14 protein-coding genes and 1 pseudogene are annotated in these 16,836 nt (G+C 68.8%); 4 read left to right on the top strand and 11 right to left on the bottom strand.

All coding sequences use genetic code 11. The annotated features are described in order from the left end of the window. Positions 1-70: 70 nt before the first annotated feature. The 10 genes and pseudogenes from ASD35_RS09470 to ASD35_RS09425 all read right to left on the bottom strand — a co-directional run bounded on the left by ASD35_RS09470 (position 71) and on the right by ASD35_RS09425 (position 11,650). Complete coding sequence (locus ASD35_RS09470) at positions 71-841, bottom strand: ABC transporter ATP-binding protein (RefSeq protein WP_056874694.1); 771 nt, start codon at positions 839-841, stop codon at positions 71-73. Between the two features lie 61 nt (positions 842-902). Next, positions 903-1,748: an alpha/beta fold hydrolase gene (locus ASD35_RS09465; RefSeq protein WP_056874751.1), complete on the bottom strand. Its 846-nt coding sequence runs from the start codon at positions 1,746-1,748 to the stop codon at positions 903-905. Next, on the bottom strand, positions 1,745-2,827 hold the full coding sequence (locus ASD35_RS09460; protein WP_056874693.1) for a branched-chain amino acid ABC transporter permease: 1,083 nt from the start codon (positions 2,825-2,827) through the stop codon (positions 1,745-1,747). The genes ASD35_RS09465 and ASD35_RS09460 overlap by 4 nt, the downstream gene beginning before the upstream one ends. Beyond that, positions 2,827-3,799: pseudogene (locus ASD35_RS09455) on the bottom strand (branched-chain amino acid ABC transporter permease); the annotation flags it as partial. The gene ASD35_RS09460 and the pseudogene ASD35_RS09455, both read right to left, overlap by 1 nt. 615 nt (positions 3,800-4,414) lie before the next feature. Continuing rightward, positions 4,415-5,155 carry an ABC transporter ATP-binding protein gene (locus ASD35_RS09450; protein WP_056874750.1) on the bottom strand — a complete coding sequence of 247 codons (741 nt, stop codon included), beginning with the start codon at positions 5,153-5,155 and terminating at the stop codon, positions 4,415-4,417. Between the two features lie 77 nt (positions 5,156-5,232). After that, positions 5,233-5,976 (bottom strand): ABC transporter ATP-binding protein, encoded by a 744-nt coding sequence (locus ASD35_RS09445; RefSeq protein ID WP_056874691.1) that lies wholly within the window; start codon positions 5,974-5,976, stop codon positions 5,233-5,235. A 13-nt stretch (positions 5,977-5,989) separates the two neighbouring features. Continuing rightward, on the bottom strand, positions 5,990-7,189 hold the full coding sequence (locus ASD35_RS09440; protein WP_056874690.1) for a substrate-binding domain-containing protein: 1,200 nt from the start codon (positions 7,187-7,189) through the stop codon (positions 5,990-5,992). 202 nt (positions 7,190-7,391) lie between these two features. Then, the gene (locus ASD35_RS09435) at positions 7,392-7,844 is read right to left on the bottom strand and encodes a hypothetical protein (protein ID WP_056874689.1); all 453 of its coding nucleotides are present in this window, start codon (positions 7,842-7,844) and stop codon (positions 7,392-7,394) included. An 18-nt stretch (positions 7,845-7,862) separates the two neighbouring features. After that, positions 7,863-9,362, bottom strand: coding sequence for a sigma-54-dependent Fis family transcriptional regulator (locus ASD35_RS09430; protein ID WP_056874688.1), 1,500 nt, complete (start codon positions 9,360-9,362; stop codon positions 7,863-7,865). 77 nt (positions 9,363-9,439) lie between these two features. Next, positions 9,440-11,650: a TonB-dependent receptor gene (locus ASD35_RS09425; RefSeq protein ID WP_200956025.1), complete on the bottom strand. Its 2,211-nt coding sequence runs from the start codon at positions 11,648-11,650 to the stop codon at positions 9,440-9,442. Between the two features lie 271 nt (positions 11,651-11,921). On the opposite strand from ASD35_RS09425, the gene ASD35_RS09420 reads away from it, so the two are divergent. Beyond that, the gene (locus ASD35_RS09420; protein WP_056874686.1) at positions 11,922-12,851 is read left to right on the top strand and encodes an MBL fold metallo-hydrolase; all 930 of its coding nucleotides are present in this window, start codon (positions 11,922-11,924) and stop codon (positions 12,849-12,851) included. Between the two features lie 56 nt (positions 12,852-12,907). Further along, the gene (locus tag ASD35_RS09415; RefSeq protein ID WP_056874685.1) at positions 12,908-13,357 is read left to right on the top strand and encodes a hypothetical protein; all 450 of its coding nucleotides are present in this window, start codon (positions 12,908-12,910) and stop codon (positions 13,355-13,357) included. A gap of 3 nt (positions 13,358-13,360) precedes the next feature. Here ASD35_RS09415 and ASD35_RS09410 read toward each other — a convergent pair whose 3' ends face one another. Continuing rightward, positions 13,361-13,882 (bottom strand): YgjV family protein, encoded by a 522-nt coding sequence (locus ASD35_RS09410; RefSeq protein ID WP_056874684.1) that lies wholly within the window; start codon positions 13,880-13,882, stop codon positions 13,361-13,363. A gap of 228 nt (positions 13,883-14,110) precedes the next feature. Here ASD35_RS09410 and ASD35_RS09405 point away from each other — a divergent pair, with 228 nt between their 5' ends. Together ASD35_RS09405 and ASD35_RS09400 are read left to right on the top strand one after the other, a co-directional pair. Then, positions 14,111-14,752, top strand: coding sequence for a PEP-CTERM sorting domain-containing protein (locus ASD35_RS09405; RefSeq protein ID WP_162254440.1), 642 nt, complete (start codon positions 14,111-14,113; stop codon positions 14,750-14,752). A gap of 22 nt (positions 14,753-14,774) precedes the next feature. Next, positions 14,775-16,835, top strand: coding sequence for a hypothetical protein (locus ASD35_RS09400; protein WP_056874682.1), 2,061 nt, complete (start codon positions 14,775-14,777; stop codon positions 16,833-16,835). Position 16,836: the final 1 nt, after the last annotated feature.

The raw sequence follows: 16,836 nt of genomic DNA, 5'->3' as shown, positions 1-16,836 counted from the left end.
CCCCGCCGCCGGGCGGGACTCCCGGCACCACACTGGCCACCACCCAGCAGTACCGAGCGACCAGCCATCATCAATGCGCCCCCACCAACTCGGTTGCCTCAGTCCCCATGTAAGCCTCCAACACCGCCGGATGCTTAGACACGGTCGCGTAGTCCCCCTCCGCCAACACAGCTCCACGCGCCAACACCGTGATCCGGTCCGCGATGCTGGCGACCACCTTCATGTTGTGCTCCACCATCAGCACCGTGCGCCCCTCGGCCACCCGCTTGATCAAGGCCGTCACCTTGTCCACGTCCTCGTGGCCCATGCCCTGCGTCGGCTCGTCCAGCAGCATCAGCTGCGGCTCCATGGCCATCGTGGTGGCAATCTCCAACGCACGCTTGCGGCCATAGGGCAAATCGGCTGCCTTCAGCGAAGCCATATCGCGCAAGTCAACCAGCTCCAGCAGCGACAACACCTTCGCGTCCAACGTCTTCAAGCCGGTGAGCCCCTTCCAGAAATGGAAGCTCGTGCCCGTGAAGCGCTGCAGCCCGATGCGCACGTTCTCCAGCACCGTCAGGTGTGGGAACACCGCGGAGATCTGGAACGACCGGATGACCCCGCGGCGCGCGATCTGCGCCGAGGTCTCGCCCGTGATGTCATGGCCCGCGAACACGATGCGCCCACGCGTCGGCGTCAGGAACTTCGTCAGCAGGTTGAAGCAGGTCGTCTTGCCCGCGCCGTTGGGGCCCAGCAGCGCGTGGATGTGGCCACGCTGCACGCGCAGGTTGACGGCGTCCACGGCCGTGAAGCCCTTGAACTCCTTGGTCAGGTCCTGGGTCTCGAGGATGTATTCGCTCATGGACTCACCGGGTTGGCTGCCGGACTCTAGGCCGGTATCGCGGGCGTGGGCTTACGGGCATTCACGGGGTCGCTCCGTCCGCGGAAAGAAAGCGCTCGATCAGCCCGATCTGCTCGGGCGTGTTCAGCGCCGGCGCATGGCCGCAGCCGGGGATGACCGCGACCGCCGCGCGCGGGCCGCGCTCGCGCATCGCCTGCGCGGTCTGGGCCGTCAGCAACGTCGAGTCCTCGCCGCGCAGGCACAGCACGGGCAGGTCGAGCTCGTCCCAGGCGGCCCACAGCGCGTAGTCGTCCGGGTGGTGCTCGAACTGCTGCACCAGCGCCGGGTCGTAATGCGGCGTCACGCGGCCGTCGGGCAGGCGGCGCAGCGAGGTCTCTGTCAGGTGCCGCCATTGCGTGTCGCTCAGGTGGCCGAAGCTCGCGTAGATCTCGCGGAAATAGGCCTCCAGCGCGCTCACCGTCGCGAAGCTGGGCGGCTGGCCGGCATAGGCCTGGATGCGCGCCAGCGCGGCGGCGGCAAGCTCCGGGCCGTTGTCGTTCAACACCAGGCGGCGGATGCGGCCGCGCAGGCGCGTGGCCGCGCCCAGCGTGCCGATGGCGCCGCCCATGGACGTGCCGACCCAGTGCACCTTGTCCAGGCCCAGCTGGTCCAGCAAGTCTTCGGCTTGTTCGACGTAGAACGCCAGGCAGTACTCGCGCGCCGGGTCGATGGCCCATTGCGACAGGCCGCGGCCCGGCGTGTCGGGGCAGACGATGTGCCAGCGCGCGCTCAGCGCGGCAGCGAAGTCGTCGAAGTCGCGGCCACTGCGCGCCAGGCCGTGCCACGCGATGACCGTCGGCGCGTTGGCGTCGCCCCACTCGGTGACGTGCATCTCGCGGCCGAGGCAGTTGACGTAGCGCGATCTCATGCTTTCGTCCTCCCGCGCGCCCATGCCGCCAGCCGCAGCCGCCCGACGATGCCACCGGGGAAGTGGTAGACGGCCAGCACGAACAGCAGGCCCAGCCACAGCAGCCAGCGGTCCGGCGACACCAGCGTGCTGACGACCGGCAAGCCCTCGACGAGGCTGCCCGCCCACTTCAGCAGCGCCTGCAGGTAGTTCTGCGCAACGATGAACAGCACGCTGCCGATGACCGCGCCATAGACCGTGCCCATGCCGCCGATGACGACGATGAGCAGCAGGTCAAGCATGATCTCCATCGACATGGCCGTCTCGGGGCCGGTGTAGCGCAGCCACAGCGCCAGCAGCGCGCCGCCGCAGCAGGCCAGCAGCGCCGCGATGACGTTGGCGCCCGTGCGATAGACCACCGTGCGGTAGCCAATCGCCTCGGCCCGGAACTCGTTCTCGCGGATGGCCTGCAGCACCCGGCCGAAGGGCGAGTTGACGATGCGCAGCAGCAGCGCGATCAGCGCCAGCACGGCGACGAACAGCAGGTAGTAGGTCAGCAGCCGGCCGTCGAGCATGACGCCGAGGACGGGTTCTTCCATGAACTCGGTCGACGGCCGCAGCACCTCGGGCAGCTGGAAGTTCAATCCGTCCTCGCCGCCGGTGAAGTCGCTCAGCTGCGAGGCCAGCGTCATGAACGCCGACGCGACAGCCAGCGTGATCATCGCGAAGAAGATGGCCTTCACGCGCAGGCTGGCCAGGCCCATCGCCAGTGCCAGCACCGCGCTCAAGGCGAGGGCGGCGAGGAAGCCCAGGCCGAGCGACGTCCAGTCCGAACCGAGTCGCGCCGACGCGATGGCGATGCCGTAGGCGCCGATGCCGACGAACATCGTGTGCGCGAAGCTGACGATGCCGGTGTAGCCCAGCAGCAGGTCGTAGCTGGCGACGAGCAGGATGAAGACGAGGATCTTGGCCGCGACGTTGAGCGCCTGCGTGCCGGGGAAGAGGAAGGGCGCCCCGAGCAGGCCGACGAAGCAGGCGATCAGCAGCGCGGCGAGGATGCGGCTGCGCGGCAGGTCATGGGAGAGCAGCGAGCGGAGCATCACTTCGCTCCTACCGGGTAGAGGCCTTGCGGGCGCCACAGCAGGATGGCGACCATCAGCCCGATGTTGGAGAACAGCGCGGCCTTGGGCGCGAGGAAGCCGACGTAGTTGGCGACGAGGCCCACCAGCAGCGCGCCGACGAGGCAGCCCACCGTCGAGCCCAGGCCGCCGATGATGATGACGATGAAGAGCAGCAGGTTGACCTGCGCGCCGATCTGCGGCGTGACGCCTTGCTGCACCAGGCCCCACAGCACGCCACCCAGGCCGGCGAGTGCGGCGCCAGCGACGAACACGCCGACGAACAGGCGTTTGATCCGATAGCCCAGCGCCTCGACCATCTCGCGGTCCTGCACGCCGGCGCGGATGAGCAGGCCGATCTTGGTGCGGTTCAGCACGACCAGCAGCGTGATGAGGACGGCCAGGCCGACGAGCATGGCCAGCACGCGGAACTTCTCGACGGCCACGTCGCCGAGCAGGAAGATGCCGCGCAGCGTTTCGGGCATGGGCAGCGGGATGAGCTGTGCGCCCCAGCTGGCCTTGATCAGCTCCTCGCCGATGATCATGCCGCCCATCGTGATGAGGATCTGCTTGAGGTGCTGGCCGTAGACGGGGCGGACGAGGACGCGCTCGAACACGACGCCGACGGCGGCGGCGATGGCCATGCCGGCGAGGCAGGCGGCGGCGAGGGCTGAGAGGTTGGCGAGGACGTCGGGACTTGATGCCCAGGGCGCCATCGCGGCCAGCACGGTCGTGGCCATGAAGGCGCCCAGCGCGATGAACACGCCGTGGCCGAAGTTGAGGACGTCCATCAGGCCGAAGACCAGCGTCAGGCCGGAGGCGATGACGAAGATGATCAGGCCCATGGCGATGCCGGCCAGGGTCAGGTTGAGCCAGGTGCTGGGGCTGCCGGTGAGGGGCAGCGCCAGCAGCATGATGGCGGTGAGCAGCGCGAGCGGTCGTGGGTCGAGTTTCNAACTTTCTTCTGCGGGGCCAGAAGAAAGTCACCAAAGAAGAGGCCCTGAACCGCACACGATCGCGACGACGCCATGAGCGTCGCGCGAAAACATCCACTGGCGTTGCGGGCAGACGCGAGCCGCTGCGCTCTCGCTGCTGTCCCTGTGACGAGCGCCATTGATCGCCTCTTCACGCCGCTTAACGCCGGCTGCACGCCGGGCTCACCAGGAATTGCCGCGTCGCTGGGGCGACGCCACAGGGGTTTGACGGCGTGTTGGGGTTCGCGATGCTCACCCCAACCTACGAAGCAGAGCCGAGCCGCCGCGCTAACGCGTCGCCCGAGCGACGCTGTCTTCGGCGTTTCTGGTGAGCCCGGCGTGCAGCCGCGCGTTAAGCGGGCAGGTGGTGCGATGGATGGTGCTGGTGACAAGGACAGCAGCGAGAGCGCAGCGGGTCGCGTGTGGGCGGCAGCCGTTCGGCTGTTGCACGGCGTNGGTGTGCGGTTCAGGGCCTCTTCTTTGGTGACTTTCTTCTGGCCCCGCAGAAGAAAGTTACCCGGCCCCCGGGACGGACTCCCGGCACCACACTCGGCACGAACCAGGGGCAACGAGGCTCGACCAAGAACGGCAGCCGTCATTGATGCGCCCCCAACGACAACCCCAACAACCGTTGCTGCAACGACGAGTCCTCGATCAGCTCGGCCATCGCTCCGCGATGCACAACCCGTCCGTCATCCATCACCGCAACCGAATCGCCCAACTCAGCGGCCACCCGGAAGTTCTGCTCCACCAGCAACACCGTCGTGGCCGACGTCTTCTTCAGCTCCCGCAATGCCGTGATCAGGTTGGCCACGATGGCCGGCGCCAGCCCCTTGCTGGGCTCGTCGATGACCAGCAACTCACGCGGCTCGATCATGGCGCGGGCGATCGCGAGCATCTGCTTCTGCCCACCCGACAACTTGCCCGCCGGGTGCGTCCAGAACGTCTTCAGCGCCGGGAACAAGCCGAACAGCCACTCCAGCCGCTTGGCATCGAGGTCACCAATCCGCTTGGCCGAGCGGGCCGCCAGCAACAGGTTCTCCGCCACGCTCAGCTCGCCAAAGATGCCCATGGTCTCGGGCACATAGGCGATGCCGCGCGACGCGATGTCGGGCGTTGCGAGCTTGGTGATGTCCTCGCCCTTGAAGCGCACCGAGCCCGCGCTCGCCGTCCACAGCCCCATCAAGGTCCGCAGCGTGCTCGTCTTGCCGGCGCCATTGCGACCCAGCAGCATCGTCACCTGGCCGGCCGGCACGTCCAGGTCCACGCCGTGCAGGATGTGATACGCCCCGACATGCGTATGAACGCCACGCAACTCCAGCAGGGGTCGTGTCAGCCCCTCGCCCGGCGAGTACGCCGGTCGGTCCCCCGAGGGGACTCGCGCCGGCTCGGGAGCGGCCCAGCGCTCGGCGCTCATGCCGCCACCCCGAGATAAGCCTCTTGCACGATGGGTGACGCGATCACCGTCGCCGGGTCCCCATCGGCAACCAACCGACCCTGGTGCAGCACGATGATGCGGTCCGCCAGCTCGCGCACGACGTCCATCTTGTGCTCCACCAGCAGCAGCGTGTGCTTCTTCTCGGCCTTCAGCGCACGGATCAGGTCGAGCACCACGGGCACCTCGTCCACGCTCATGCCGGCGGTCGGTTCGTCGAACAGGTAGACCTTCGGGTCCAGCGCGATCAGCATCGCCACCTCCAGCTTGCGCTGGTCGCCATGCGGCAGGCTGGCCGCCAGGTCGTCGGCCCGCGAGCCCAACCGCACACGGTCCAGGATGGCCCGCGCCTCGGCGATCAACTCCTTGTGCGACAGCCACACCGACAGCATCCTCAAGCCCTTGCCATGCCGCGCCTGCACCGCCAGCCGCACGTTCTCCAGCACCGTCAGGTGTGCGAACAACTGCGTCAGCTGGAAGGCCCGGCCCAGGCCGCGGCGCGTGCGCACCGGCGCCGGCAGCGGCGTCAGGTTCTCGCCATCCAGCCACACCTCGCCGCTGCTCGCGGGCAGCTGGCCCGAGATCAGGTTGAAGTAGGTCGTCTTGCCCGCGCCGTTGGGGCCGACGATGGCCGTCAGCGTGCCGGGCTGGAAGGCGCACGACACGCCGTCGACGGCCACATGGCCGCCGAAGCGGATCGTCAGGGACTTGGTTTCGAGCATGGGCCGTTCAGGTTCAACGCTTGTTCCTGATCGGCACGTTCATCTCTTCCGGCTTGATCTCCCGCACCAGCTCCGGCACGCCCCACGGGAAGGCCGGGTCCACCTTGATGCGGAAGTGGTACATCGACTGCATCGCCTGATGGTCTTCCGCGCGGAAGGTCATCTTGCCCTTGGGCGTCTCGAAGCTCATGCCCTCCATGGCCTTGATGAGCTTGTTGGTGGCCGTGTCACCGCCGGTCTTCTTCAGCGCCTCCACCAGCGCAATCGCCGCGCTCATGCCACCCGCCGTGAAGAAGTCGGGCGGCTGCTTGAACTGCTTGTAGTGGTTGGACACCAGCCACTCGTTGACGGGGTTCTTCGGAATGCCGAAGTAGTAGTAGGTCGCACCCTCCATGCCGGGGAACTGCTTGTAGGCGGCCATGGCCGGCAGGATGTTGCCGCCCGAGCCCACGGCGATGCCGTAGCGCTTTTGCAGGTCCAGCGCGGCCAGCGCGCCGAACGGCGGCGTGGCGCCCGCCCACACGACGGCGATGACCTTGGGGCCGGGCTTGTCCTTCAGCGCGTCCACCAGGCGCTGGATGCCGGCGGTGAAATCGGTCGTCGCCGTGGGCAGGTATTCCTCGTGGACGATCTTGGCCTTCTTCAGCGCTTCCTTGTAGGCCTTCACGGCGTCGCGGCCGAAGGCGTAGTCCTGGGCCAGGATGCCGATGTTCAGGCCGGCGATGTCCGACGCGACGGCGTTGCCGATGGCGTCCTGCGAGGAGTTGCGGCCGGTGCGGAAGATGTACTTGTTCCACTTGTCGCCGGTGATGGAGTCGGCCACGGCGGGCTCCACCAGCAGGATCTTCTTGTACTCCTCGGCCACCGGCAGCATGGCCAGCGCCACGCCGGAGGAGCTGGGCCCGACGGCGATGTCGGCCTTGTCGTCACCGTAGGCCGCGGCCAGCAGGCTCTTGCCCACGTCGGGCTTGCCCTGGTCGTCCTTCTCGATGACGACGAGCTTCTTGCCCGCGACGGTCATGGTGCCGCCGGTGGCGTAGTCCAGGCCCATCATGAAGCCGACCTGCGTCTGCTTGCCGTAGGCCTCCAGCGGGCCGGTCTTGCTGTAGACGTGGGCGATGCGGATTTCCTTGGCCTGGGCCAAGGTGATGCCGGGGACGGTGACCGCGACGGTGGCTGCGGCGAGGGCAAAGCGGCGCGTGGTTTTGCGCATGGGGCTTGTCTCCTGAAGTTCGTCTTCGTGTCTGCTCTGTCGGCAGACGGTGTCTTCCCTTTTTGCAAGGGCCGTGCCCGGCGGGGAAGGGAGCGCCGGGGCGGTTTTCGTTCGGGTTGTCCCGAGGTTTTGGGCCGTTAAGAGCGGCGTGAGTGTCTGAAGTTCAGGCATTGCCTGATTTCCAGACCGAACAGGTGTGACGTTAGCGCAGCGGCTCGCGTCGTGCGTGCTCAAACGAGAAGCCGGTGAACCGAATGGCCAGCATCGCCGAAGACACGAACAGCATCCGGACTTCCACTTCGGGTTGCAGCCACTCGCATTCCCAATACCCCAGATCGCCAAACTCCTGCTCTAAGAGTTCTTCTGCCGGCAGCTGCTGTACGAGGTGGCTGACCCCAGTGAAGCGGAGCGCGTACGGAACCTTGTATTGAAGTTCTCGATCCCAGCCATTGAGGACCAACAGAACGCTTTGTTCGGCAACATTTGCCTCGAGGCTCTTCAGCTCGGCGTCATGGAGCGTGTGCTGCGCTTCCAGTTCAAGCAGAGCAGGCGGCAGATGTTCGCGAACGCCGGACAGGTAGCTCTCGTATTGCCTGAAGACTTCCCCAAAGTTATCGCAACCGGCTTCCCACCAGGCTTGCGTGAAGAACTTCATCTGGTGATTTGGCAAGAGTCAGGCCTCGCTCGTCCGCTCAATCTCTGGCCACCTCGCCAGCCGCTCATACAACGACGCGCGCGAAATCTGCAGAAGCCTGGCCGCCGCCATGCGGTTGCCGCCGGTGGCCTGCAGCGCGCGGGCGATGGCGTCGCGCTCCAGCGCCTCGATCAGCTCGGGCAGCGGGGCGACGGCCTGGGCGGTGGCCACCACAGGAGCGACGGGTTGCGGCGCGCGGGCGACCACAGCGACCGTCGCCGGCCCTGCCGATCCACCCTGAAAGCTCGCCGCCGTCAGCTGCATGTCGTCACTCATCAGGCTGACCTGCTCCAGCGTGTTGCGCAACTCGCGGATGTTGCCGGGCCAGGGCTGCTGCATCAGCCATTCGATGGCGTCGGGGCTCAGCAGCTTCTGCGGCATGCCGCTGCGGCGGGCGATGTCTTCGCCCAGCGCTTCGGCCAGCGCCTCGATGTCGTCCAGCCGCTCGCGCAAGGCGGGCACGCGGATGGGCAGCACGTTCAGGCGGTAGTACAGGTCGGCGCGGAAGGTGCCCGCGGCGACCATCGCGGCCAGGTCCCGGCTCGTCGCGGCAATGACGCGCACGTCCACGCGCAGCACGGTGTTGGACCCTAACGGCTCCACCTCCTGCTCCTGCAGCACACGCAGCAGCTTCGATTGAAGCGCCAGCGGCATGTCGCCGATCTCGTCCAGGAACAGCGTGCCGCCGTCCGCCAGCTTGAACTTGCCGTCGCGCCCCTTGCGGTCGGCGCCCGTGTAGGCGCCGGGCGCGACGCCGAAGAACTCCGCCTCCAGCAGCGTCTCCGGCACCGCCGCGATGTTCACCCCCACCAGCGGCCGGTGCGCGCGCCGCGACGCGGCGTGGATGGCATGCGCCATCAGCTCCTTGCCGGTGCCGGTTTCGCCCAGCAGCAGCACGGTCGAATCGGTCTGCGCCACGCGCCGCGCCTGGCGCTTCACTTCCAAGGCCGCGGGGCTGGCGCCGATGAAGCTGGCGATCGTGTACTTGGGCCGGCGCTGCGCCGCGAGCTGCCGGCGCGTGTCCTCCAGCTCCTGCTGCAGCCGCGCGAACTTGGTGATCAGCGGCTGCATCGTCGTCTCGGGGTGGTCCAGCAGCACGAGGCCTAACGCGCCTATGACTTCACCCGCGTCATTCCTCAGCGGCAGCCGGCTGACGAGGAAGGTGCCGGCCTTGTTGGTCAGCAGGTCCACCAGCACCGGCTTGCCGGTCTCCAGCACCTGCAGCATCTGCGTGTTGGGCACCACGTCCTCGACGCGCTTGCCGACGAACTCGTGCTCGTCGGCAAACCCCAGCGCCGGCAGGAAGCGCTTGTAGCCCTCGCTGATCCAGACCACGCGGTGGTGGCGGTCCACCACCATCATCCCCTCGGTCGACCGCGCCAGCACGTCGAACATCGACTGCGCGGCCAGGCGCAGCAGGCCATCGACGTCCTGCGGGATGTCGTGATGCTCGGGTGTCTGGGATTTGGACAACGGCATGGCCGCGGCAATGTACCGCGCCACGCCGTCGGGCGGGCTCGGAAGGAACCCGCTCGGTTTCACCGTCAGGGCGTTGTTCAGAACTTGTACGTCCCGCCGACGGTGACCGTGCACGGCGCGCCGTAGTAGGCGTTCAGCACGCCCAAGGCGGCAATGTTGTAGCCGTCGGTCTTGTAGGCCTTGTCGGTGAGGTTGCTGCCCTGCAGGAAGAAGCTCAGGCGTGCGTCCTTCTCCCAGATCAGGCCGGCGTTGACCAGCGTGTAGGCGTCCTGCGCCAGCGCCTCGGACAGGTCGGTCGTCGGGTAGACCTTGCTGCGGTAGCTCAGGCCCAGCCGGGAGCGCAGCGTGCCCATGGGCAGCCGGGCGTTGTGCTCGATGTTCAGGCCCACCTGCGTCTTGGGCGTGTTGGTGAACTTCTTCTGGTCGGCCACGTTGACGCCGCGGTCGATGTACTCGTCGTACTTGGCGTCCATGGCGGCGATGTGGCCGCTGAGGCGCCAGGCGGCGGTCGGCATCCACAGGAACTCGATCTCGCCGCCCTTGAGCGTGGCCTGGCCGGCGTTGGTGAAGTCGCCGAAGAAGCCGGGCTGGCCGTTGGGCTGCGTGTAGCTGGTGAACACGGACAGCTGCACGTTCTTGTACTTGTTGTGGAACAGCGCGGTGTTCAGCTCCAGCCGGCCCCCGTCCAGGATCATCTTGGCGCCCAGCTCCAGCGAGTCCAGCTTCTCGTCCTCGAACGGCCGGCCCGAGGACGGGAAGGCCAGCGTGTTGGCGCGGATGTTGTAGCCGCCGCTCTTGAAGCCGCGCGAGGCGGTGGTGTAGAGCTTCACGGCATTGCTGGCCTTGTACTCGAGCGACAGGCGCGGCGAGGTGTTCGTCACCGCCCGCGTGTGGTCGAAGTTGGCCGGGACGGCGATCGGGGTGCCGCTGAACGTGTCGTTCGCGAAAGCCTGGTTCAGCACGACGGCGCGCTTGGTCTCCTTCGTGTAGCGCAGGCCGGTGCTGATGGAGAACGCCGGGCCCAGGCGCCAGCTCCAGTCGCCGAACACGGCCTTGCCCTCGGTGTAGACCATGCCGTTGGTGGTGCCGAAGCTCAGGTTGAAGAAGTTGTTGCGCACCGTGCCGCCGGCGCGGCCGTCGAAGTAGTAGGCGCCGATGACGCCCGAGTGGTTCTGGCCTTCGTAGATGGCCTGCAGCTCGTGGCTTTGCGAGCTGTCGTGGTACTCGGCGCGCACGTCGGCGATCTTGGCGGGCAGGCCGTCGAAGTCGATGCTGGTGTTCGTGTCGGACGCGCGGTGCGCCAGGATGTACTTCAGGCTCCAGGCCTCGCTGACGCCCCAGTTCAGCGTCAGCGATTCGCCCTCGCTGTTCGTGTGGTTGGCGTTGGGCATGCCCGTCGCGATGTCGTAGCGGCCGGTCGTCGGCGGCGTCTTGGCCGGGTCGAAGGGGTTGACGTTCAGGCGCTGGAAGCCGCGCATGTGCGAGTTGTCGCGCGTGCGGTCCACCGAGACCTGGGCGTTGAAGGTCGAGCCGGTCGGGAACCAGCCGGCCGAGACGCGGCCGCTGGTGGTGGCCTGGTCGCTGACCGGGCTGCCGTCGGTGAGGTTCCTGCCGTAGCCGTCGCGGTTCAGGCTGGCGCCGGCGATGCGGAAGCGGAACTGGCCGTCGTTGACGGCCGTGCCCACGGCGCCCTTGGCATTGACCTGGCCGTGGCTGCCCAGCGCCAGCGTCAGCGCGCCCTCGGTCGCCGTGGGCAGCGGCTTGGACACGTACTTCACCGCGCCGCCCACCGTGTTCTTGCCGTACAGCGTGCCCTGCGGGCCGCGCAGGATCTCCACGCGCTGCACGTCGTACACGTCCAGCAGCGCCCCCTGCGGGCGGGCGATGTAGACGTCGTCGAAGTAGATGCCCACGCCCGGGTCCACGCCCCACAGCGGGTCGGCCTGGCCCACGCCGCGGATGAAGGTGGTGATGGTCGAGTTGCTGCCGCGCGCGGCGTAGATGGTCAGGTTGGGCACCTGGCCCTGCAGGTCGCCGAGGTCCTTGATGGCCAGCTTGTCGAGCTGGTCCGCGGTCAGCGCGGTGACGGCCACCGGCACGTCCTGCAGCGACTCCTCGCGCTTGCGCGCCGTGACCTTGACGACGTCCAGCGTCGTCACGGCGCGTTCGGGCGCGGCCGGCGGCGTCTGCGCGCCGGCCGGCAGCACGGCCGTGGCGCCGAGGGCGGCAAGGATGGCGAAATGCAGGCGTCGCATGCGGACGGCGGGCGCCGGCGGGCGTCGGGTCATGGCTTGTCTCCTTGTGGGTATGTCTGTCAGCCAAGGCCACTCAGCGCAAAACCCGTGCCGGTGCCAACCTGGGGCGAAACACGCGCAAACCCTTGCGTGCTAACCCTTGCTTTGGGCGGTGGGCGGGCGGTGGATGTCCGGATTCCAGGCATCCGCGTGCCCGGCACCGTCCGGCCGGCAGACAGCCGGGCTTTTCGAGCAAGGGGCTGCAAGCCGATCGGGCCGTCGATATGCTGCGCCGCTTCCTTCCCCATCCCCCCGGAGATCCAAGATGCTCAAACGCCTGCTTCCCGCCGTCCTCGCCCTCGCCTGCACCGCGCCGGCCCTCGCCGCCGGCCCGCAGCTCAAGGGGCAGGCGCCGGGCTGGTACCGCCTGCAACTGGGTGATTTCGAGGTCACCGCCTTGAACGACGGCACGCTGGACCTGCCCGTCGACCAGCTGCTGCAGCAGCCCGCGGCCAAGACGCTCAAGGCGCTGCAGCACGCCTACCTCGGCGTGCCGCTGGAGACCTCGGTCAACGCCTACCTCGTCAACACCGGCGCCAAGCTGGTGCTGGTGGACAGCGGCGCCGCCGGCCTGTTCGGCCCGACGCTCGGCCGCCTGCTCGCCAGCCTGAAGGCCGCCGGCTATACGCCCGAGCAGGTCGACGAGATCGTCATCACCCACATGCACGGCGACCACATCGGCGGCGCCTCCAGCACGGCCTTCCCCAACGCGACGCTGCGCCTGGACAAGCGCGACGCCGACTTCTGGCTCTCGCCCGAGCAGATCGCCAAGGGCGGCGAGGGCGCCAAGGCCATCGCGGGCCTGGTCAAGGGCTTTGCGGACACGGGCCGCTTCAAGCCCTTCGACGGCAGCGCCGGCGGCGTCGAGATCGTGCCAGGCGTCAAGGCCTTCCCGGCCTACGGGCACACGCCCGGCCACAGCAACTACGTGGCCGAGAGCAAGGGCCAGAAGATGATGTTCTGGGGCGACCTGATGCACGTCGCGGCGGTGCAGTTCCCCGACCCCTCCGTCACCATCCAGTTCGACAGCGACCCTAAGGCCGCGCGCCCGGCCCGCGAGAAGGCCTATGAGGCCGCCGCCAAGGACGGCTACTACGTCGCCGTCACGCACGTCAGCTTCCCCGGCATCGGCAAGCTGCGCGCCGACGGCAAGGGCTACGACTGGCTGCCGGTGAATTACTCCGCGAATCGCTGAGCGCGGCGCGGGCCGCGCGAATCACAATCGCCGGCCCTCAACTCACGTCCGCTGCAATGAAGCCGCTGCTACCCGCTCTCCTGCTGTCCCTCACCGCCACCCTGCCGCTGTCGGCGCAGGCAGGCCCCAAGGCCGAGGCGCTGGGCATCTGCCTGGGCGACAGCACCACCGGCAAGGACCGCAAGGACCTGGCGCGCTGGATCTTCGTGGCGATGTCGGCCCATCCCGAGATCAAGCCGCTGTCCAACGTGCCCGACGCGACCCGCGCCGAGGCCGACGAAGGCGTCGCCCAGCTGCTGACGGCGCTGCTGACCGAGCGCTGCCGCGTGCAGGCGCGCGAGGCCGCGCAGCAGGAGGGCAGCGCCGGCTTCGTGACGGCGTTTCAGAAGCTCGGCGAGCTGGCGATGAAGGAGCTGATGACCAACCCCGAAGTGGGTGCGGCCATGGGCGGCTTCGAGCGCCGCATCGACCGCGCCAAGGTCGAGGCCGCGCTGGGCGGGCGCTGACCCTCAAGCCTGCCGGCGTGCATGGCGCCCCTCGCGCGCCATGCGCACGATGGTCGCCAGGTTCACCGCCGCGACGACCACCTCCAGCGCCGTGCCGCCGATGGAGCCGGCGATCAGGTTGTTGGCGATCCACAGCGCCGTGCCGCACAGCATCAGCAGCCGCATGGGAATGCCCTGCAGCGTGAACAGCGCGATGGTGCCCAGGCATGAGGCCGTCAGCGGCAGCCAGTCCGCCGGCCGGGTCGCGATGGCCAGGCCGAAGCCGACATTGGCCGCCACCACCGCGACCGCGACCCAGGGCGAGCGCGTGCGCAAGGACAGCAGCGAGCGCGTCATCGAGATCAGCGAGCTGGCCACCGCCGTCGGGTTGCCCAGCAGCGCGAAGTGCACGACATAGGCCAGGCACTCGCCGGTCATGAACCACTTGAAGCGCCGGTCGTCGGTCTGCAGGAAGCAGGCGACGCCCAGCACGAAGGCGGCGTAGCCGAAGAGTTGGGCGGGCGAGAACCAGTCGGTGGCGGGCATGCGCAGGGGCGGGGTGGACGTCTGACCCCCCGAAATTGGGGGAGGTTTTGCCGGGGCCGGCGATTGTCCTGCCGACGCCCGGCAAGGCGGCCTTCGCGCGCCGCTGAGGCGCATTCCCGGCGGTTATGCGGGCCGCTCGAATTGGCAGCGCGGCCGCGGACTAACCCGATGTCGCGTGCACCGCGGTTTGCAGACCATGCGATCCGCCTCAGCTTCGCGACGCCCGCCATGACCATCAAGAAGACGCTTTTCGCCGCCCTCACCCTGACGGCCCTGTCGAGCGGCATGCCGGCGCAGGCCGCGCTGCAGCTGCGCGCCGGCGGCACGATGATCTACGACACCGCCACCAACCTGACCTGGCTGGCCGACGCCGGCCTGGGCGGCCTGCGCAGCCAGGCGGAGGCCGCCCAGTGGGCCGACGCGCTGAGCTTCGGCGGCGTCGACGACTGGCGGCTGCCGACGGTCGCGCCGGTCAACGGCCTGGCGCTGCAGCTCGACTACACCGAGGACGGCTCCACCGACATCGGCCTCAACAACGCCGGCCCCAACACCGAGCTCGGCTACCTGTATCACGTCAGCCTTGGCAACACCGCCGCGGGCCTGGCGCAGACCGGCGACTTCGCCGGCCTGGCCGACCCGGCCAACGCCATCGGCCCGGTGTTCTGGACCGGCACGGCCAGCGAGCCGGGCTGGGGCCTGGCCTTTTTCATGGGCATGGGCCTGCAGGACCAACTCGCCAACGACACGCTGGGCCAGGCCTGGGCCGTGCGCGTCGGCGACGTGGCCGCCGTGCCCGAGCCCGCAAGCCTCGCGCTGATGCTCGCCGGCCTGGCCGCCGCTGCAGGTGTCACCCGTCGCCGCACTCGCTGATCCCGTTTCGCAGGAGCCCGCCATGAGACTGCTTGCCTTCTTCACCCTGTGCTTCAGCGCCTGCCTCGGCCTGGCCGGCAGCGCGCAGGCCGCCTACACGCCCACGCCCAACGACTGGGCCTGCACCAACAAGGTCGGCGGCACGTGGACCCACGGCCGCGCGCCCTCGGGCTGCGACGCCGCGGCCTTCGGCCCGGACAGCTTCGTGCGCGGCAACTACACCGGCGTCATCTTCAGCGACGCCTCGAGCAGCCTCGTCGACGAGCGCAAGCGCTACATGCAGGCCATGTACCCGGTCATCCGCGACGCCAGCCAGCGCTACCTGCTGTCGCGCAAGCCAGCCGTGTCGGCGCGTGAGCTGGAGGCCTTCCAGCGCGGCACCTACGCGACGCTGCGCCAGGAGACCTTCTGGTCGCACTACCGCGACGCGCAGCTGGCCGCCGGCCAGCCCTATCTGCTGAAGATGATGCGCGGCGACAGCGGCCACGGCCACGGGATGATGCAGGTCGACGACCGCTATCACTTCGTCCAGCTCCAGGAAGGCAAGGGCTGGAACATGATGCAGAACTTCACCTACGCGATCGACATCTACTACGCGGCGTGGGAGGCCGCGCCCAATGCCTGCCTGGGCGGCGTGACGATGCCGGTGGGCACCGCGGCCGAGGTCGACGCCTACTGGCGCAGCCGCGCCCGCTCGGCCTGGAGCGCCTACAACGGCGGCCCCACCAAGGTCTGCCGCTGGCAGAACGCGGCCGACGTCAACGTGGCCAAGGACAACGGCTACCGCGACAACTACGACAACCGCCTGTGGCTGGTCGACGTGGCCGACCTGGGCAAGGCCGCCGCCATCGACGTGGCCTGCCTGATGGACAACGGCCCGTCCTGCCCCGTGCCCACCGGCGGCAGCGTCGAACCAGGCAAGCTGCTGCAGGTCGGCGCCGCCGCCTGCGTGCTCAACGGCAGCACGCTGGAATGCGTGGACGACGTGCGCCACGCCGCCTGCCTGGCCGGCCGCGCCAGCTTCGACGACGGCAGCATCACGCCCGTCTATGTCGCGCAGACGGCCGGTTATGCCCGCATCGACCACAACCGCCACCAACTCTGCCGCGCCCAGGTGCCGGGCCTGCAGTCGCTGGCCAGCGCCATTTCCACGCTGCAGCCGCTGGACCTGCGCTCCGCGCCCGACGGCATGGTGCTGGGCCAGGCCGCCGCGGGCAGCTACCAGGTGCTGGATTTCATGGTGGTCGGCGCGCAGCAGCAAAAGCGCCTGTACCGCATCCGCGCAGCGCTCAACGGCGCGACGACCGATGGCTGGATCGACGCCGGCGACGCCACCAACCACGCCACCCGGGCCGTCGGTGCGGCGCCCACCGGCGCGGGCGCCATCGCCTATGCGGGCGACTGGGTCGCGGTCGTGCCCAACCTCAACATGCGCGCCACCCCGGGCGGCGCGCTGCTGGTCGCCATTCCGGCCGGCACCGCCGTGCAGGTCAAGGAGGTGTTCGGCACCGCGTCGGCCAACAACCTCTACTACCGCGTGGAATACGTGCACAGCGACGGCGTGCTGCGCGAGGGCTGGATCTTCGCCGGCAACCTCTACCCGGCCTCCACGCTCGCCAACTGGGCGGTGCCGACGGCCGCGCCCTCGGCGGCCAAGCATGCCCATTGCCCCAACGGCACCCGCTACGACCACCACCTGCGCCAGTGCATGAGCACCAGCAGCACCTACGGCCCCTTCACGGCCGCCGCGATGCAGGCCTGCCTGGACAGCGGCGGCGGAGCGGTCTGCACCGCCCAGCGCGCCACCGTCGTGGACGGCGTGGCGCTGGCGACGCCGATCTGGGGCAAGGCGCTCGCCGCCGCGGCCAGCGGCAACGGCGATTGCCCCCGCGGCGCGGCGCGCTCCATGGCGCACCGGTTCCATTGCACCGAGACCGTCATGCGCAACGCCGCCGCGGAGACCGACGTCTACGGCCCCTTCGGCACCGCGCTCGTCAACGCCTGCCTGGCGCGCTCCGGCAATGCGGCCTGGTGCCGCACCAACCGCTGGCCGGCGGCCGGCTTCCTGGCCTTGCAGCCGTAGC

The organism is Pelomonas sp. Root1444 (genome assembly GCF_001426885.1).
In the GTDB taxonomy this organism is placed as follows: domain Bacteria; phylum Pseudomonadota; class Gammaproteobacteria; order Burkholderiales; family Burkholderiaceae_C; genus Pelomonas.
Note: the sequence above shows the minus strand (reverse complement) of the source record. Positions and strands in the feature narration are given on the sequence as shown.

Bases quoted from the DNA above. Each gene is read 5' to 3' on its own strand.
- ASD35_RS09470 (WP_056874694.1), bottom strand. From the start codon at position 841: ATGAGCGAATACATCCTCGAGACCCAGGACCTGACCAAGGAGTTCAAG.
- ASD35_RS09465 (WP_056874751.1), bottom strand. From the start codon at position 1,748: ATGAGATCGCGCTACGTCAACTGCCTCGGCCGCGAGATGCACGTCACC.
- ASD35_RS09460 (WP_056874693.1), bottom strand. From the start codon at position 2,827: ATGCTCCGCTCGCTGCTCTCCCATGACCTGCCGCGCAGCCGCATCCTC.
- ASD35_RS09445 (WP_056874691.1), bottom strand. From the start codon at position 5,976: ATGCTCGAAACCAAGTCCCTGACGATCCGCTTCGGCGGCCATGTGGCC.
- ASD35_RS09440 (WP_056874690.1), bottom strand. From the start codon at position 7,189: ATGCGCAAAACCACGCGCCGCTTTGCCCTCGCCGCAGCCACCGTCGCG.
- ASD35_RS09435 (WP_056874689.1), bottom strand. From the start codon at position 7,844: ATGAAGTTCTTCACGCAAGCCTGGTGGGAAGCCGGTTGCGATAACTTT.
- ASD35_RS09430 (WP_056874688.1), bottom strand. From the start codon at position 9,362: ATGCCGTTGTCCAAATCCCAGACACCCGAGCATCACGACATCCCGCAG.
- ASD35_RS09425 (WP_200956025.1), bottom strand. From the start codon at position 11,650: ATGACCCGACGCCCGCCGGCGCCCGCCGTCCGCATGCGACGCCTGCAT.
- ASD35_RS09420 (WP_056874686.1), top strand. From the start codon at position 11,922: ATGCTCAAACGCCTGCTTCCCGCCGTCCTCGCCCTCGCCTGCACCGCG.
- ASD35_RS09415 (WP_056874685.1), top strand. From the start codon at position 12,908: ATGAAGCCGCTGCTACCCGCTCTCCTGCTGTCCCTCACCGCCACCCTG.
- ASD35_RS09410 (WP_056874684.1), bottom strand. From the start codon at position 13,882: ATGCCCGCCACCGACTGGTTCTCGCCCGCCCAACTCTTCGGCTACGCC.
- ASD35_RS09405 (WP_162254440.1), top strand. From the start codon at position 14,111: ATGACCATCAAGAAGACGCTTTTCGCCGCCCTCACCCTGACGGCCCTG.
- ASD35_RS09400 (WP_056874682.1), top strand. From the start codon at position 14,775: ATGAGACTGCTTGCCTTCTTCACCCTGTGCTTCAGCGCCTGCCTCGGC.